Annotated in this window: 14 protein-coding genes; 12 read left to right on the forward strand and 2 right to left on the reverse strand. The window is 54.2% G+C overall.

What is annotated here, in order from left to right:
• Window position 1: 1 nt before the first annotated feature.
• The 5 genes from lpxD to rnhB all read left to right on the forward strand — a co-directional run bounded on the left by lpxD (window position 2) and on the right by rnhB (window position 4,123).
• Window positions 2–1,048: a UDP-3-O-(3-hydroxymyristoyl)glucosamine N-acyltransferase gene (gene lpxD, locus LG323_RS07695; protein ID WP_404414509.1), complete on the forward strand. Its 1,047-nt coding sequence runs from the start codon at window positions 2–4 to the stop codon at window positions 1,046–1,048.
• A gap of 79 nt (window positions 1,049–1,127) precedes the next feature.
• The gene (gene fabZ / locus LG323_RS07700) at window positions 1,128–1,565 is read left to right on the forward strand and encodes a 3-hydroxyacyl-ACP dehydratase FabZ (RefSeq protein WP_310697367.1); all 438 of its coding nucleotides are present in this window, start codon (window positions 1,128–1,130) and stop codon (window positions 1,563–1,565) included.
• A gap of 2 nt (window positions 1,566–1,567) precedes the next feature.
• Window positions 1,568–2,335, forward strand: coding sequence for an acyl-ACP--UDP-N-acetylglucosamine O-acyltransferase (lpxA, locus tag LG323_RS07705; protein ID WP_404420124.1), 768 nt, complete (start codon window positions 1,568–1,570; stop codon window positions 2,333–2,335).
• The gene (lpxB, locus tag LG323_RS07710; protein ID WP_404414512.1) at window positions 2,332–3,492 is read left to right on the forward strand and encodes a lipid-A-disaccharide synthase; all 1,161 of its coding nucleotides are present in this window, start codon (window positions 2,332–2,334) and stop codon (window positions 3,490–3,492) included. The genes lpxA and lpxB overlap by 4 nt, the downstream gene beginning before the upstream one ends.
• Window positions 3,470–4,123: a ribonuclease HII gene (rnhB, locus tag LG323_RS07715; protein WP_404414515.1), complete on the forward strand. Its 654-nt coding sequence runs from the start codon at window positions 3,470–3,472 to the stop codon at window positions 4,121–4,123. The genes lpxB and rnhB overlap by 23 nt, the downstream gene beginning before the upstream one ends.
• Here the strand turns inward: rnhB and LG323_RS07720 are convergent.
• Window positions 4,077–5,480, reverse strand: coding sequence for an inorganic triphosphatase (locus tag LG323_RS07720; RefSeq protein ID WP_404414518.1), 1,404 nt, complete (start codon window positions 5,478–5,480; stop codon window positions 4,077–4,079). The genes rnhB and LG323_RS07720 overlap by 47 nt on opposite strands.
• Window positions 5,481–5,609: 129 nt before the next feature.
• Between LG323_RS07720 and LG323_RS07725 the strand changes: the two genes are divergently transcribed.
• From LG323_RS07725 to LG323_RS07755, 7 genes are all read left to right on the forward strand, one after another.
• Window positions 5,610–6,290 carry a TIGR00153 family protein gene (locus tag LG323_RS07725; protein ID WP_404414521.1) on the forward strand — a complete coding sequence of 227 codons (681 nt, stop codon included), beginning with the start codon at window positions 5,610–5,612 and terminating at the stop codon, window positions 6,288–6,290.
• Window positions 6,291–6,323: 33 nt separating this feature from the next.
• Window positions 6,324–7,586, forward strand: coding sequence for an inorganic phosphate transporter (locus LG323_RS07730; RefSeq protein WP_404414524.1), 1,263 nt, complete (start codon window positions 6,324–6,326; stop codon window positions 7,584–7,586).
• Between the two features lie 33 nt (window positions 7,587–7,619).
• On the forward strand, window positions 7,620–8,936 hold the full coding sequence (gene argA / locus LG323_RS07735; protein ID WP_404414527.1) for an amino-acid N-acetyltransferase: 1,317 nt from the start codon (window positions 7,620–7,622) through the stop codon (window positions 8,934–8,936).
• Window positions 8,937–8,944: 8 nt separating this feature from the next.
• Window positions 8,945–10,363, forward strand: a complete 1,419-nt coding sequence (locus LG323_RS07740) for a sensor histidine kinase (RefSeq protein WP_404414530.1) — start codon at window positions 8,945–8,947, stop codon at window positions 10,361–10,363.
• Window positions 10,364–10,449: 86 nt separating this feature from the next.
• Window positions 10,450–11,763, forward strand: a complete 1,314-nt coding sequence (locus tag LG323_RS07745) for a response regulator (RefSeq protein WP_404414533.1) — start codon at window positions 10,450–10,452, stop codon at window positions 11,761–11,763.
• Between the two features lie 33 nt (window positions 11,764–11,796).
• Complete coding sequence (locus tag LG323_RS07750) at window positions 11,797–14,583, forward strand: hypothetical protein (protein ID WP_404414536.1); 2,787 nt, start codon at window positions 11,797–11,799, stop codon at window positions 14,581–14,583.
• 59 nt (window positions 14,584–14,642) lie between these two features.
• Window positions 14,643–14,771: a hypothetical protein gene (locus LG323_RS07755; RefSeq protein WP_404414538.1), complete on the forward strand. Its 129-nt coding sequence runs from the start codon at window positions 14,643–14,645 to the stop codon at window positions 14,769–14,771.
• Between the two features lie 315 nt (window positions 14,772–15,086).
• Here the strand turns inward: LG323_RS07755 and LG323_RS07760 are convergent, their stop codons facing one another.
• Window positions 15,087–15,455 (reverse strand): hypothetical protein, encoded by a 369-nt coding sequence (locus LG323_RS07760; RefSeq protein WP_404414541.1) that lies wholly within the window; start codon window positions 15,453–15,455, stop codon window positions 15,087–15,089.
• Window positions 15,456–15,516 lie beyond the last annotated feature (61 nt).

A 15,516-nucleotide genomic window follows, 5' to 3' on the forward strand; every position in this document is an offset into this window, starting at 1 on the left:
CATGACAACCTTCACTCTGGCCCACTTGGCTGAGCAACTGGGTGCCAAAATCCAGGGCGATGCCGATCGGGAGATTTCCGGTCTGGCTTCCCTGGAAAGTGCAAAAAAGCACCAGATCAGTTTTCTCAGTAATCCCAAGTACGCCAGCTTTCTGGCAACCACTGAAGCCGGTGCCGTTCTTTTGAAAGAGGAACAGGCCCGGGATTTTCAGGGTAATGCCCTTGTTCTTGCTGATCCCTATCTGGGCTTTGCGCGTTTGACTCATCTGTTCGATGACCCCAGACCCGCTGCAGGTGAACGTCACCCCAGTGCGATTATTGACCCCTCGGCAGATCTCGATCCCAGTGTTCACGTTGGCCCTGGAGCCGTGATTGAAGCAGGCTGTCAGCTGGCAGCCGGGGTGATTATCGGAGCTCAGTGCTATCTGGGACGTGACTGCCGGATAAATGAAAACACACAACTTTACCCAAAAGTGACGCTTTATCGTCGAGTCCAGGTGGGTAAAGATTGTATTATTCACGCCGGTGCTGTTATTGGCTCAGATGGTTATGGTTTTGCACCCACTCCAGACGGTTGGGAAAAAATTGCCCAACTGGGTGGTGTCGTTATTGAAGACCAGGTGGAAATTGGTGCCAACACTGCCATAGATCGCGGCGCCCTGGGTAACACCCATATCAGCCGGGATGTAAAAATCGATAATCTGGTGCATCTGGCCCACAATGTCAGAGTGGGTGAACATACTGCGATTACCGCCCAGGTCGGTGTTGCCGGCTCCACGGAAATAGGAGCCAAGTGCATGTTCGGCGGACAAACCGGCATCGCCGGGCACATCAAAATTGCCGACGGTGTTCAGGCAACCGGGATGAGCATGATTACCGGCAGCCTTGATCAGGCTGGTGTTTATTCATCCGGTACCGGTTTACAACCCAGTCACCAGTGGCGCAAAAGTGCAGTGCGTTTCCGCCAGCTGGATGAACTGAACCAGAAAGTACGCCGCCTGGAAAAGCTACTGGCACAACAGACCGACAAGAACCAACCCCAAACCTGACCCCTTCAGGTCATTAAACCAGTTTGCGCCCGCCAGCCTCCACGCTTTCGGGCGTCTAAGCAGAGGCAGAAAATCCATGATCATGGATGTAAATGAAATCAAAGAATACCTACCCCATCGTTACCCTTTCCTGCTGGTCGATCGTGTAATTGAACTGGAACTGGGCAAATCGATTGTTGCTTACAAGAACATCACCATCAATGAGCCTTATTTTTTGGGGCATTTTCCTGAGCACCCCATCTTTCCCGGTGTTCTGATTATTGAAGCCATGGCTCAAGCAGCTGGGGTTCTGGGCTTTAAAACAGTCAACAAACTACCCAAAGATGGCCATCTCTACTATTTTGTAGGCAGTGAGAAAACCCGTTTCAAGCGCCCCGTGGTTCCGGGTGATCGCCTGACTCTGGAAGCCAGGGTATTGCGCGAAAAACGCGGCATCTGGGTCTTTGCCTGCCGTGCCCATGTTGATGGTCAGACGGTCTGCGAAACTGAAATCACCTGTGCGGAGAAAAAAGTTTGAGCCTGATCCATCCCACGGCTCTGGTTGATCCTGGAGCCCAGCTGGCAGCCGACGTTGAGGTCGGCCCCTACAGCATCATTGGCCCGGATGTTGTGTTGGGTTCCGGCTGTAAAATCGGACCTCATGTGGTCATCAAGGGGCCCAGTGTACTGGGTGAACGCAACCGGATTTTTCAGTTTGCCAGCGTCGGCGAAGACTGCCAGGACAAGAAATACAAGGGTGAACCCACCCGTCTGGAAATGGGTGATGACAACGTCATCCGCGAAGGTGTGACCATTCACCGGGGTACGGTGCAGGATCGCCAATTGACCCGGATCGGTAGCCGCAACCTGTTTATGGCCTATTCCCACGTTGCCCATGACTGCATCGTGGGTGATGACTGCATTATGGCCAATCAGGCCACCCTGGCAGGTCATGTCACCCTGGGTGACTTTGTAATTCTGGGCGGTCTTTCAGCTGTTCACCAGTTCAGCCGGGTTGGCTCCCATGCCATGTGTGGTGGTGGTTCGATTATCCTTAAAGATATTCCTGCCTACACCATGATCAGTGGGCATCCGGCTGAAACTCACGGCATCAACTATGAAGGGCTCAAGCGTCGTGGTTTTTCCAAGGAAGCCATGCAGTCGCTGCGCAATGCCTACAAGATTGTGTTCCGCAAAGGTTTGACCCTTCAGGAAGCCATTGCCCAGCTGGAGGCAGAAGAACCTCTGGAAGAGCTGCAGGTGTTTATTGATTCCATCAAAAACTCCCAGCGTGGCATTACCCGGTGAAGATTTATCTGGTAGCCGGAGAGCTATCCGGTGATCTTCTGGGTGCCGCCTTGATTCCTGCTCTTAGGGAACGCTACCCAGACGCTGAGTTTCGCGGCCTGGGTGGTGAAAAAATGCAGGCGGAAGGCCTCACGAGTCTTTACCCTCTGGAAACTCTCTCGGTCATGGGGCTGGTGGAAGTTCTCAAACACCTGCCCAAGCTATTGAAGGTGCGCAAACACCTCTATCAGGACGCCCTGGCCTGGGGTGCCGATTTAATGCTGGGCATTGATGCACCTGACTTCAATCTGGGTCTGGAAAAAAAACTGCGCCAGCAGGGTGTCAAAACCGTGCATTATGTCAGCCCTTCCGTCTGGGCCTGGCGACAGGGACGCATCAAAGGCATCAAACAAAGCTGTGATCTGATGCTGACCCTGCTGCCCTTTGAAGCCGATTTTTACCACCAACACCAGATGCCCGTGGCCTTCGTCGGTCACCCCACGGCTGATCGTTTACCCATGCAGCCGGACAAGGCGGCTGCCCGTCAGGCGTTAGGTCTTTCAGAACAAGATCGGGTCGTCAGTCTTCTGCCCGGATCACGCGGTGGGGAAGTCAGTCGACTGGGCGGTGGTTTTTTGCAAACGGCGCAACTGCTGCAAAAACAGAACCCGGATCTGCATTTTCTGCTGCCTGCGGCCACTCCTGCTCGTCATCAGCAACTGCAAGAGTTATTGAATCTTCACCCAGTGAACAACCTGACCCTGTTGAACGGCCAGGCGGATCTTGCCCTGCAGGCCGCAGATGCCTGCTTATTGGCTTCTGGTACCGTCACCCTGGAAGCGCTTTTCTGTAAATGCCCCATGGTGGTCAGCTATCAGGTGGCACCTCTGACCTGGTGGCTGGGCCAATTCCTGCTGAAAACGCCCTGGGTCAGCCTGCCGAATTTACTGGCACGCAAAGAGTTGGTGACCGAGCGCCTACAGGAGGCCGCAACACCTGAGCAACTGGCCAAAGATGTTCAGGTGTTGCTGAATCAACCGGAAGTGGCCGAGCAACAACGCCAGGCTTTTTATCAGTTGCATCAGCAACTGCAGCAGAATGCCAGCCAGACAGCTGCCGCCGCTATCCAGGAACTGATGCAAGCGGAGAAGCCCGATGGCCAAAACAGCCCTTCCTGAACTCCAGGCTGAGGAAATCCTCTATTCAGGTTCGCTTCTGGCCGGTGTCGATGAGGTGGGCCGTGGCCCTCTGGTGGGTTCCGTAGTTGCTGCTGCCGTCATTCTTGATCCCGGGCAGCCTATTGCCGGACTCATGGATTCCAAAAAACTCAGTGATAAAAAGCGTCAGGCCCTGGCTGTGGAAATTCGCGAGAAAAGCCTGGCCTGGGCGATTGCTGAAGCCACTGCTGTGGAAATTGATCACCTCAACATTCTTCAGGCCAGCCTCCTGGCCATGCAGCGTGCTCTGGACGGTCTGCAACCCCAGGCCGAATTTGTACTGGTCGACGGCAAACAGCTTCCTCCGCAACTGCAGCAACCTGCCCTGGCCGTTATTCAGGGCGATGCCCGTCATCCGGCCATTTCTGCAGCCTCCATTATTGCCAAGGTGCATCGTGATCAACAGCTGCTGGATTTGCACCAGCAGTATCCGGATTATGGTTTTGATCGCCACAAGGGCTATCCCACCCAGGCCCATATGCAGGCACTGCAACTGCTGGGGCCCCTCCCGGAGCACCGTCGCAGCTTCAAACCGGTACAAAAAGTCATGGCTCTGCTGTCCACAAGGCCTGAGCCCAGCGCCCAAGATTGAACAACAGTTCCTGGCGCGTTTGCTTCACTTTCCGGTTGAGTTCTTGTGGTAGATCAGGAGTTGCCAGCAGTTGCTGGTAGCCCGACAAGTCCTCAATACCCTGAATCAGCTGTTTTGCCAGCTTGAGATCATCCTTTCCATCGGGCTGCACCTGTTCCAACAGCAGCTGCAAACGCACCAGAGCCGGATAGCGTTGCACCCAGACTTCCGCCTCCAGAGGCTGTCGGGGGAAGCGCAAATGAGCACAGGCCATATCCAAAAGCTTGCGGGGGGCCTGCACCGAAAACGCCTTGTCCAGACAGCGGCTTTTAAACAGGCTTTTCACCAGTTGCAACCCGGCCTGCCCGGTCCACCGCTCTTCCCAGAGTTTGCGGTAGTCACTGCGCCTGGTGGCATAGCCCAGATGTTGATGCCGCCAATTGCTTGCCTGGGTCGACTCCAGGGTCAATTGTTGCAACACGCGATCGGCATGACTGCCCGTGACCAAAGGAGCAAACGCCTGTAATAACTTTTGGGTATCAACCCGAGCCTGGTAGAGGGGAGCCGAAGGGCAGAGGCGTTGCTGAATAACCAGCAGGCCCTGTAAGCGTAAAAGAGCCCGCTGAGCTTCCTGCAACTCGGCTTCTGCAGCATTGAACGTCCAGCTTTCATGGCACTTGATCCAGAGGTTGAGCTGGTGATTGGCCAGCTCGTTCAAGGCTTCAAAACGGGTTTGTTTCCCCAGCTGCGGTGAGGCCAGAGGTGGATCGTTGTCCGGGTTCATCAGTCGCAGGCCTCTTTCCGCCTTGCTGATCAAACCGGGATGCAGGCAGATATGCTCGGCCAACTGCTCTGCCAGAGTGAACAGGGCTTCTGCAGGGCCTTTTTTCAGCTCCAGCTCCAGCTCGCTGATGACCTCTTTCTGGCCGGAAGGAAGCTCAACCTCTCCGGAATCAGCGGCAATTTCCACCCGCAAATCCGACTGGGAAGCAGCCTCCACAAACTCCCAGGTTTTACGGGTAAAGTGAGTGGTGAAAACCGGCTCCACCTGCTCCAGCCAGGCTGGGTTGATGACCTCTTTGGGCAAAAGCTCAGAGTGCAGGCGAGGCTCGTCAATCGCTTCTTCCCACTCACCGCGTTGGCTCAAGGCACCTCTCGCCTTGCCGCTGGTTTTCAGGGTTTGCACCCAGCCTTTACCGGTATGACGCAGTCGCAAAGCCGCTTTGGCATGATGCAACTGCAAATCGGGTGTGTCGTAATAGGTATTTTCCAGGCGCTGCACCTGTGGACGCTCCGCTCCCATATCCGCCAGCAAACGATCTAGCCGAGGCAAATCCCGGGGTTGCATTGACAGCTTTAACTCGATTTCCTCGGCCATGCGCACCTCTTATGCTGCATTTCTGTTAAAAGTTTGTGACAAAAAGGTTTCAGGGCTTTTATAATGCCGCCAGCCAAAAGCTTGGCAAGTCATTATATCGATCGATCCCCACCCCACAAGGTGATCAGTATGCCATCCAGCAATCCCTTTTCCAGACTTTTCGGACGCTCACCCTTCGGCCCCCTTCAAGAACACATAGCCAAGTCCCATGCTGCCAGTGAACAGCTGCGACCCTTTATGGCGGCTGTTCTGGCTGACGACTGGGAAGAGGCCGCCCGGGTGCGCGAGACCATCAACCAACTTGAGCATGAGGCCGATGACCTCAAGCGTGAAATTCGCCTGGGCCTGCCCAGCAGCCTTTTTATGCCGGTTTCGCGCAGCGACCTGCTGGAACTAGTCAGCCTGCAGGACAAGATTGCCAACCGGGCCAAGGATATTGCCGGTTTGATGCTGGGGCGCAAAATGCAGATCCCCGAACCCCTGGCCAAACCCATGATTGGCTTCATCAACAGTGGTATTGATGCCGTGGAACAGGCTCGACAGACCATCAATGAGATTGATGAACTCCTGGAATCCGGTTTCGGTCGTCACGTCACCGACCTGCTCACGCAAATGATCGAAAAGCTGGACAGCCTGGAACACGAAGCCGACCAGCTGGAAGTTGAAATCCGCGGTCAATTGTTTGAGCTGGAAAAAGAACTTCCCCCCGTTGATGTCATGTTCCTGTATCGCATTATTGACTGGGTGGGGGAACTCTCGGATCGCGCCCAGCGCGTTGGTGGCCGCCTGCAAATCCTGATGGCACGTTAACCCTGAACAGCAATCTAAACGACGGGATTTTTTATGTCGATTATTCTTGAACACGGTAACACCTTTATTCTACTGGCTTGTCTGTTTGGCTTTTTCATGGCCTGGGGGATCGGGGCCAATGATGTCGCCAATGCCATGGGGACTTCGGTGGGCTCCAAAGCCATCACCATCAAACAAGCCATTATTATTGCCATCATTTTTGAGTTTGCCGGGGCCTGGCTGGCCGGTGGTGAGGTTACCTCCACCATCCGCAAAGGCATCGTGGATGCCGAGGTTTTTGTCGGCAACCCTGAGCTTCTGGTCTTCGGTATGCTCGCCTCGCTGCTGGCTGCAGGCACCTGGCTGTTGATCGCCAGCTATTTTGGCTGGCCGGTTTCCACCACCCACTCCATCGTTGGCGCTATCGTAGGTTTCGCTGCTGTGGGGATTTCCATGGATTCGGTGCATTGGGATGGCGTCGGCAAGATTGCCATGAGCTGGGTCACCTCACCCCTGCTTTCCGGCACCCTGGGCTTTCTGCTCTTCAAGAGTTTGCAAAAGCTGATCTTTGATTCCCAGGATCCTTTTGCTGCTGCCAAGCGCTATGTCCCCATGTACATCTTCTTTGTCGGCTTCATTGTTGCTCTGGTGACCTTTACCAAGGGACTGAAACACCTGGGGCTGGAAATCAGCGGCCCAGAGGCTGTTCTTTATTCCTGCCTCTCCGGCCTGGGTCTGGCTCTGCTGGGTTTCTGGCTGGAAAGAAACATCAAACGTGAACAGGCCCCCGGCAAGCTGCAGATTGCCAATGTCGAGAAGGTCTTTGCCCTGCTAATGATCTTTACCGCCTGTGCCATGGCTTTCGCTCATGGTTCCAATGATGTCGCCAATGCCATCGGCCCTCTGGCCGCCATTATTTCCGTTGTCCAGGCCGGGGGAGATGTTGCCTCCAAAGTCGCCACACCCAGTTGGGTGCTATTGATCGGTGCCGGGGGTATCGTTGCCGGTCTGGTCATGTATGGTCACAAGGTCATCGCTACCGTCGGCAGCCATATCACCGAGCTGACTCCCAGCCGCGGCTTTGCTGCGACCCTGGCAACAGCAACCACTGTGGTTCTGGCTTCGGGTATCGGTATGCCCATATCCACCACTCATACTCTGGTGGGTGGCGTTCTGGGTGTGGGCCTGGCGCGTGGCTTGGCTGCCTTGAATCTGCGTGTTGTCGGCAATATTTTTGCTTCCTGGCTGGTGACCTTGCCTGCAGGTGCTATCCTGTCGATCATCATTTTCTTTATTCTCAAGGCCAGCTTTGGTTAAACTGATGGCTTTGCATGAAAAGTGAGCAAAGCCTTGTCCGATTCCAGCTTTAGCCAGTCCGTTTACTGGTTCCGCCACGCATCACCCTACATCAACGCCCATCGCGGGCGTACCTTCGTCATCCACCTGGATGGCGAAGCCCTGCGCACCAGTGGCCTGGATGAGCTGATTGCCGATCTGGCCCTGCTCAGCTCACTGGGCATTCGCCTGGTGGTCACCTATGGGATGCGTCCCCAGCTTCAGGAAAGCTTTGCCCGCCACCAGTTGACCTGGCAGGAACATCAGGGACGCCTGATCGTCAACGCCGAGCGCCTGCAGGTTCTGTTAACCTGTGCAGGTGGCCTGCGTACCCAGCTGGAAGCACGCTTGTCCATGGGGCTGCCCAACTCACCCATGCAAGGCGCGGGCCTTAGAGTCTTGAGTGGCAATCTGGTCACAGCCCGCCCTCTGGGTATTCGTGAAGGGGTCGATTTGCATTCCAGCGGTGAGGTCAGGCGCATTCAAGTCAAAAGCATCAACAGCCTTCTGGATCAGGGTGCCATCGTACTGCTTCCACCCCTGGGCTATTCAGCCACCGGGGAAACCTTTGATCTGGATGCCGAAGAAGTGGCCATGGCCACAGCCATCCACCTGGGCGCCGACAAACTGATCCTGTTTGGAGAAGATGGAGGCCTGAAAAACCCCAGCGGCGAGTTGATTCGCGACCTCTCCCCGGATGAAGCGGAAAGCTGGCTCACCAGCCTGGCACCCCAATCGACTCTGCAGCGTCATCTGCAAGCCGCCTGCAGTGCCTGTCGTCGTGGCGTGGCCCGTGCCCACCTCTTGAGTTATCAACGCAGTGGCGCTCTTTTGCAGGAGCTTTTCACCCGTGATGGCGATGGCACCCTGATTACCCAGCAACGCTATGAAAACCTGCGTCAGGCACGCATAGAAGATGTGGGTGGGCTACTGGCCCTGCTGCGTCCCCTGGAAGAAGCCGGAGTCCTGGTCAGGCGCTCACGCGAACTTCTGGAAGCGGAAATCGAACGCTTCACGGTCATCGATCTGGATGGCAGTATTATTGCCTGTGCAGCCCTTTATCCTTATCCCGATCAAAAACAGGGGGAGTTGGCTTGTGTCGTGGTCGACCCCGAATATCGCCAGGGCCAAAGAGGTGACCGGCTTTTGGAAAGCCTGCAAAAGCAGGCTCGTGCCCTGGGTATCGAGCAGTTGTTTGTCCTGACCACCCACACAGCCCACTGGTTTCTGGAACGGGGCTTTTTGCCCGCCCAGGTTGAGCAATTACCGGCTGCAAGGCGGGATTTATATAATTGGCAACGCAATTCACGTGTTTTCTACAAGACTCTGTAAAAGCTGCTATGCCCTACGGCCGTCTACCCAATTTATCCTTGTTACAGCTGGTGTTAGTGGGCTTTGTTCTGGTTATGCTGCCCTTGGGGCTGCTGGTTTACCAGGCCTCCAACACCTACCGTGAGCTTTCCGCCCAGGCAGGCCTGAGTGCCCAGGAAGCCGTAGCCTTTACCCGCAGGGCACAAACCCTTTCCAGCCTGGCTCTGGAAATGGAGCGCACCACTCGACAGCACAAGGTCATGCAAACCCCGGCCCTGCTTGATCTCATCAAGAATCAGCAGGAAAGCTTTGTGCGTTTATTGGAACAGGAATTTATTCTCTTTCCGCCTCTGGCGGCGAAAAAAGAACTTAAAGCTTTGCTGATGTGGATGAACACTCTGCCTGCGGATAAAATTGATCCCCTGGAGCAGTTATCGGCGCTGACCAGCCAGATGGAAATAGAAACCCGTGAAGCCGTCGACCAACACCTGGGCGAATTCGAGCAGGAGGTCAAGCAATTACAGCAACAGCTGGCCTGGCAATTGCTTTTATTAGCTGCTCTCTCCCTGGTTCTTATCCTGTTTTTCACCTGGCGCCTGCTCAGGCCCATCGGTTATCTGGAGCGTAGAATTGCCTCCCTCGCCAGTTTGCACTCACCCAGCGAATTCAAGCAGCTTAAACGCGGCCCAAGCGAATTGATCAAATTGGATCAGCGCCTGAACTGGCTGGAAAAACAGCTTCATGAAATAGAAAGCCAAAAACAGCAGTTTCTGCGACATATTTCCCATGAACTGAAAACCCCCCTGGCCAGCATTCGTGAAGCCGCCGACCTGCTCAGCGAGCAACTACTGGGCGAACTCAACCCCGAGCAACAGGAAGTTGCACAACTTCTTGAGCAAAACAGCCGTGCCCTGCAGAAGCTGATTGAACAGCTACTCAGCTACAACCAACTGCAACAAAACAAAGCCCAGACTTCAACAGCAATACAGTTGGACCCGCTACTGGATGAAATCCTGGCCACCTATCGACTGCAATTTCAGCAACAACAGCAGCAGATCGAGCGGCACAATACACAAATCCAACTGCATACCGACCCCCAGCTTCTCGGCAAGGTGCTGGACAATCTGGTTTCCAATGCTCTTCATTACGGAGATCCCCACCAACCCCTGATACTGAGGGCAGGCAAGTCAGAAGAGTCGCAATGGATTGAAGTTGAAAACTCCGGCCCGGAGATTCCTGAAAATGAGCAACAACACCTTTTTGAACCCTTCTACCAAGGCAGCTTGCGCCGCAAGGGCAGCATCAAGGGCTCCGGTATTGGCTTATCCATAGCCGCCGATTGCATGAAAACCTTAAAGGGAGAGCTGAGACTCATGTATTCCCGCCACCGCCGAACCTGCTTCCGTTTGCAGTGGCCCCGACCCAACGAGACCTTCAGCCTGGAATAGAGTGTGTCCAAACGCCGACATTTTTTCAGCTTGTCACCTATTTTTATACTCAGCCATCCAAACCGGCTTGAGTAAAGTGAGTTGCCATGAAGCTGATGCCAGAAATAAAGCGCACCAACAACCCCGTCAACCTGTTGCTAGTTGATGATGACCCCAGCCTGCTCAAGCTGCTTTCAATCCGCCTGGAAAGTGCAGGTCACCAGGTCACCACAGCAATCAGCGGTGAAGAGGCTCTGGAAAACCTTCAGCATTTCACCCCGGACCTGGTGCTTTCCGACCTGCGTATGAATGAACTGGACGGCCTGGCCCTCTTTGCAGAAATTCAAAAGCAAAAACCCGGCCTCCCGGTCATCATCATGACCGCCCACGGCACGATTCCCGATGCCGTGGAAGCCACCCGCCAGGGGGTTTACGGTTTTCTGACCAAACCCGTGGATAAAAATGAACTCTTCGACCTGATTGAACAGGCAACCGCCCACCTGAACCCGGCTCAGGAAACCAGCTGGCATGCTCCTCTCCTGGCCCGAAGTGAAATCATGTCCAGGCTTCTGGAGCAGGCCGAAAAAGCCACTCAGGTGGACATCAACCTGCTCATCACCGGTTCGGCAGGCACAGGTAAAAAACTGCTGGCCCAATGCATTCACCAGGCTGGCCATCAAAAAGACAAAGACCTGGTTGTCCTGAATTGCAGCAGCCAGCCTGAAGACCTGCTGGCTTTTGAGTTGTTTGATGACAAAGGAATGGTTGCAAACCACCCAGGCGGGACTCTTTACCTGGAAGAAATCAACAACTTACCCAACAGCCTCCAGGCACAACTTCTGGTTGCCCTGCAAAACAAAAGCCTTGGTCTGCGCCTGATTGCCAGCAGTCGCCTACCCGCCCACCAACTGCTCGAAGAAGATTTGCTCAGAGAAGACCTCTATTATCTGTTGAGCGTGATCAGCTTGCACCTTCCGGACCTGCATGAGCGCTCAGAAGACCTGCCTCTGCTGGTTCGCCATCTACTCCAACAGACGGCCCAGGAAACCGGCAAAAAAGTCACCGGATTTTCCCCGGAAGCCATGCAACTTCTGGCCGCAGCCCCCTGGCCCGGCAACATACGTCAACTGATCAAGGTTGTTGAGCAATGCGTGGCTCTCAGCCAGACAGCAACCATCAGCTCCAGCCAAGTTGCCGCAGCCCTGGACAAGGAAACCCGCTCTCTACCTTCTTTGAATGAAGCCCGCTCCGATTTTGAAAAAAAATATTTGATCAAAGTCCTCAAACTTGCAGAAGGCAAAGTTACAGAAGCCGCCCGCCTCGCTGGACGCAACCGAACCGACTTCTATAAACTGCTCAACAAACACAATCTGGAAGCGGCCCGCTTCAAAGAAGAAGCCAAACGCCAGAAACAGGATTGAAAAGACCTGCAAACTGATAACCAGGGATCTCCTATGCACCAGGGACTTGTCGTGTTAGCGCTGCTCTTGTGCAGCTTTCTCTCCCAGGCAGCCGGCCCCCTCACCGCTCCTCTGGCTGCAGGCTGGCCTGAAGAACCCTGGTACAGTCGTGAAAGCCGTCACTTTGTGGTTCATGCCCCCGCCAGCCTGAAGGAGCACCTGCCCCGCGTTGCAGCTCTGGCCGAAAACACCCACCAGACACTGACGGTTGAACTGGACTGGACACCCCGGAGCCAAACCCATCTGGTACTCACTGATGACTACGATCTGGCCAATGGCTGGGCCAGTGTTTACCCCTTCAACCAGAATCGCCTGTACATCAGCCACCCGGATCGCTTCACCAATCTGGAAGACTATGACCACTGGCTGAGGCTGCTCATTGAGCATGAATACACCCATATTCTGCATCTGGATCAGGCGGAAGGGGCACCCAAAAACCTGCGCCGGTTATTTGGCCGCTTTCCTCTCTTTTTCCCGCATTTGTTTCAACCCCTGTGGCTGATTGAAGGCCTGGCGATGCGCTCGGAAACCGATTTTGCGGCCGGAGTCGGTCGCGGTCAAAGCAGCCTTCAGGCCATGCGCATGCGCGCTGAAGTCGAGACCGGTCTGGTTTCCCTGTCCCGCATCAATGGCCAGAACCGGGACTGGCCACCGGATCAGGCTTATCTTTACGGGGTTTTCTTTTATCAGTTTCTGGATGAAGCCCTGGGGCCGAAAGCTGTGCAGGAATGGCTGCAGGCTTATCGCAATAACCTTTTGCCTTTTTTCCTCAACTCTACTGCACAAGAGTCCCTGGGCATGGACTTTTCTGAACTCTGGTCTGAATACCAGAAATGGCTGGAAGAGCGCTTTGCACCTCTGAATTCACCTCATCCGCAAGGCGAGGCTTTGACCAGCAGGGGTCTGAATGAAGCTCCACCGGCTGTGATCGGCAATAAGATTTATCGGCTGGAATCCAGTCGTCACGGCCGCACCCGCCTGCAGCTTCATCAGCTTGGTCAGAAACCCATTACCTTGACCACGTTGGAAGGCCAGGGGCTGATAGATGTCAACGCTCAGGGTCAGGTGGTCATCAGTCGCTTTCAACAGCACAGGGACAATCGCCTGTTCAGTGACCTCTGGCTTTGGGATGAGCATGCCGGTTTGCAGCGCCTGACTGATGGACAGCGTTATCGCCAGGCACGCTGGTTACCCGATGGTGATCTGCTGGCTCGCAAACAGGTGGCTGGAGTGTCCAGCCTGCATCGACTCAATGCTCAGGGAGAGGAACTGGAAAGAATCTGGGAGGGTGAATACGGTGAAGTCCTGGGTGATTTCAGTATTTCACCGGACGGTCGGCTACTGGCAGCCAGTTTCAAACCCGCCGGGCAAAGCTGGCAACTGGCCCGGATGAACCTGGCACAAGGCAAGTGGGAGCAACTCACCCAGAACGCTGATATCCAGGGTCAGCCGACTTTTTCCCAGGATGGCCAGAGCCTGATCTTCACTGCCGACTACACGGGTGTTTACAACCTTTATCGATTGCACCTGGAAAGCGGTAAGCTTCGTCGCCTCACTGACCAGAAGCTGGGAGCCTTCACCCCGGTGGAACTGAAAACCGGTGATCTGGTATTCCAGAGCTATTCCAGCCAAGGCTATGACCTCTATTACCTGAAAGCAGAGGAGCTGCTGGATCAGTCAGCCCGAATTGAAACTTCACTCCAGGGGCCAGCACGTAAAGAAGTTTCCGAGGTTCAACTCAGTGCAGAAAAGCCTTATCGCCCCTGGTCAACACTAAGGCCGCGCTACTGGCTGCCGGTTTTTTACCTGGATGAAAACCGTACCGAACTGGGCTTTATGACCAGCGGTATGGATACTCTGGGTCGCCACCAGTATGACCTTCTCGCAACCTGGGACAACCAGCTGGAAGAGCCTTTTGGAGCGCTTAGCTATCGGCTAGATAACCGTTATCAGGCTACTCTTTCACGCACTCTCAAGCATTACCAGAACACACAAGGCAAATCTCTTCTCAGCCGCCACCAAGACAACTTCAGTCTGGCACGCTTGAACCTACTCAACTTCGATCACGACCGCCTTGCCCTCCATGCCGGGCTTTTTTTCCAGCAGGAAAAAGACCTGTGGCGCACTGAAGGCCAGCATCAGCAACCGGAATACCGCCGCCAGGATACCGGGCTGGCTCTGCACTGGGACAGACGCTATGCCTCCTTGGACAACATTGCTCCTCGTGGTTTTCAGTGGCGGGCTATGGCTGAAACCCATGAGATGATTAATAATGACCGTCGGGGCCAGCGCTACCAACTGGATGGCAAGCATTACTGGCATCTGGGGCTTTCGCACACCCTGGCTCTGCGTCTGGCAGCTGGCTATGCCGAAGATCAGGCGCAAGCCTACTGGCTGGGCAGCGACAGTGGACTTCTGGGCCAATCGTTGTTTGGCCGGGATACCTACGCCCTGCGCGGCTATACCAGGGACCAGTTCCAGACCCGGCGCTTTGGCCTGACCAGCCTGGAATACCACCTGCCCCTGGCTCGTATCCAACAAAACTGGGGGATCTACCCGCTCGGTCTGCGTGACCTCTACGGACAGGTATTTGTGGATCACGCCCAAATCCATTCAGCCGCTGCTGATTACCAGAGCTACGCAGGTATCGGCGCGCAAATCACTCTGGAACTGGTGGTTGGTTTTGAAGCCCTGCTGCCGCTGGAGCTGGGCTATGCCCAGGGACTGGACGAAGAACAGGGGGAAGATCAATTGTGGCTCAAAGCAGGAGTGAGCTTTTAGCCTGTTTTAACTAATTTTATAGAGCAGCATGCGTATTATTAGTTAAAAGAGTTGCCGCCATGCAAATCAAAGCACTTACTTCCGAACAATCCAGGGTACTGATCAATGCCACCCAGGTTTTTGAATCCTTGCAGACCTTGCGTACCCAGGAGCGCAGTGTGCAAGGCTCCATGTACTGGAAACGGTGAACCCCAGAGCTTCTGCCCTTCATAAATGGTTTGTAGCACAACAACCTGAGCGCAAGGCCATCAAAAAAAGAAAGGGATCACCAGCAGGCAATAGCCGTCCTCCAACTGGTCAAAGACTGGTTACCTGGCCTGCCCTTTGCCATAACCTTGCAATGCATTTTTGCTGTGCCCATGAACAAATATACGGAAATTGATTCAGATCAATTTTTTAAATCTGCACCAGCTGTACCAACATTGATCTAAACGACTTTTTTCTTGATTTTTTGATGTAAAAAAACCGGCCTTAGCCGGTTTTTTTACATTTCAGGGTAATGCTTAAGGGGCAATACTAACCAAGTCACCTGAAACAACGACACACTGCTTGTTGTAGAGAGGCAGGTTACGTATTTCATTTTCAATGCGAACATTTACCAGAAGATCACCATCTAAGCCAGAATCACGACCATTACTGATGGCATCATCCATAGCTCTTTGGATCTGTGCATCTGATGGTCCGAGCTTAAATATCCACACATAAGTGACGCAAGTTTCACCCTTTACTCGAGTCGAGGATCCTTCAGCAACACTATAGTCCAGGTTACGGACATTCTGCGAAGATGCAGCTGTAAAGTCACCCATACGCTGAGTACTGGTACAACCAGTAACAAAGACAACTGCCAAGACAGCCATTAGTAGTTTTTTCATTCCTTCATTTCTCCTGAGCAAACAGTTTTTATAAAGTCCTTACCGCCCTTTAAAACCGGCA

Origin of the sequence: Marinospirillum sp. (assembly GCF_044810985.1) — a bacterium.
Lineage (GTDB): Bacteria > Pseudomonadota > Gammaproteobacteria > Pseudomonadales > Halomonadaceae > Marinospirillum.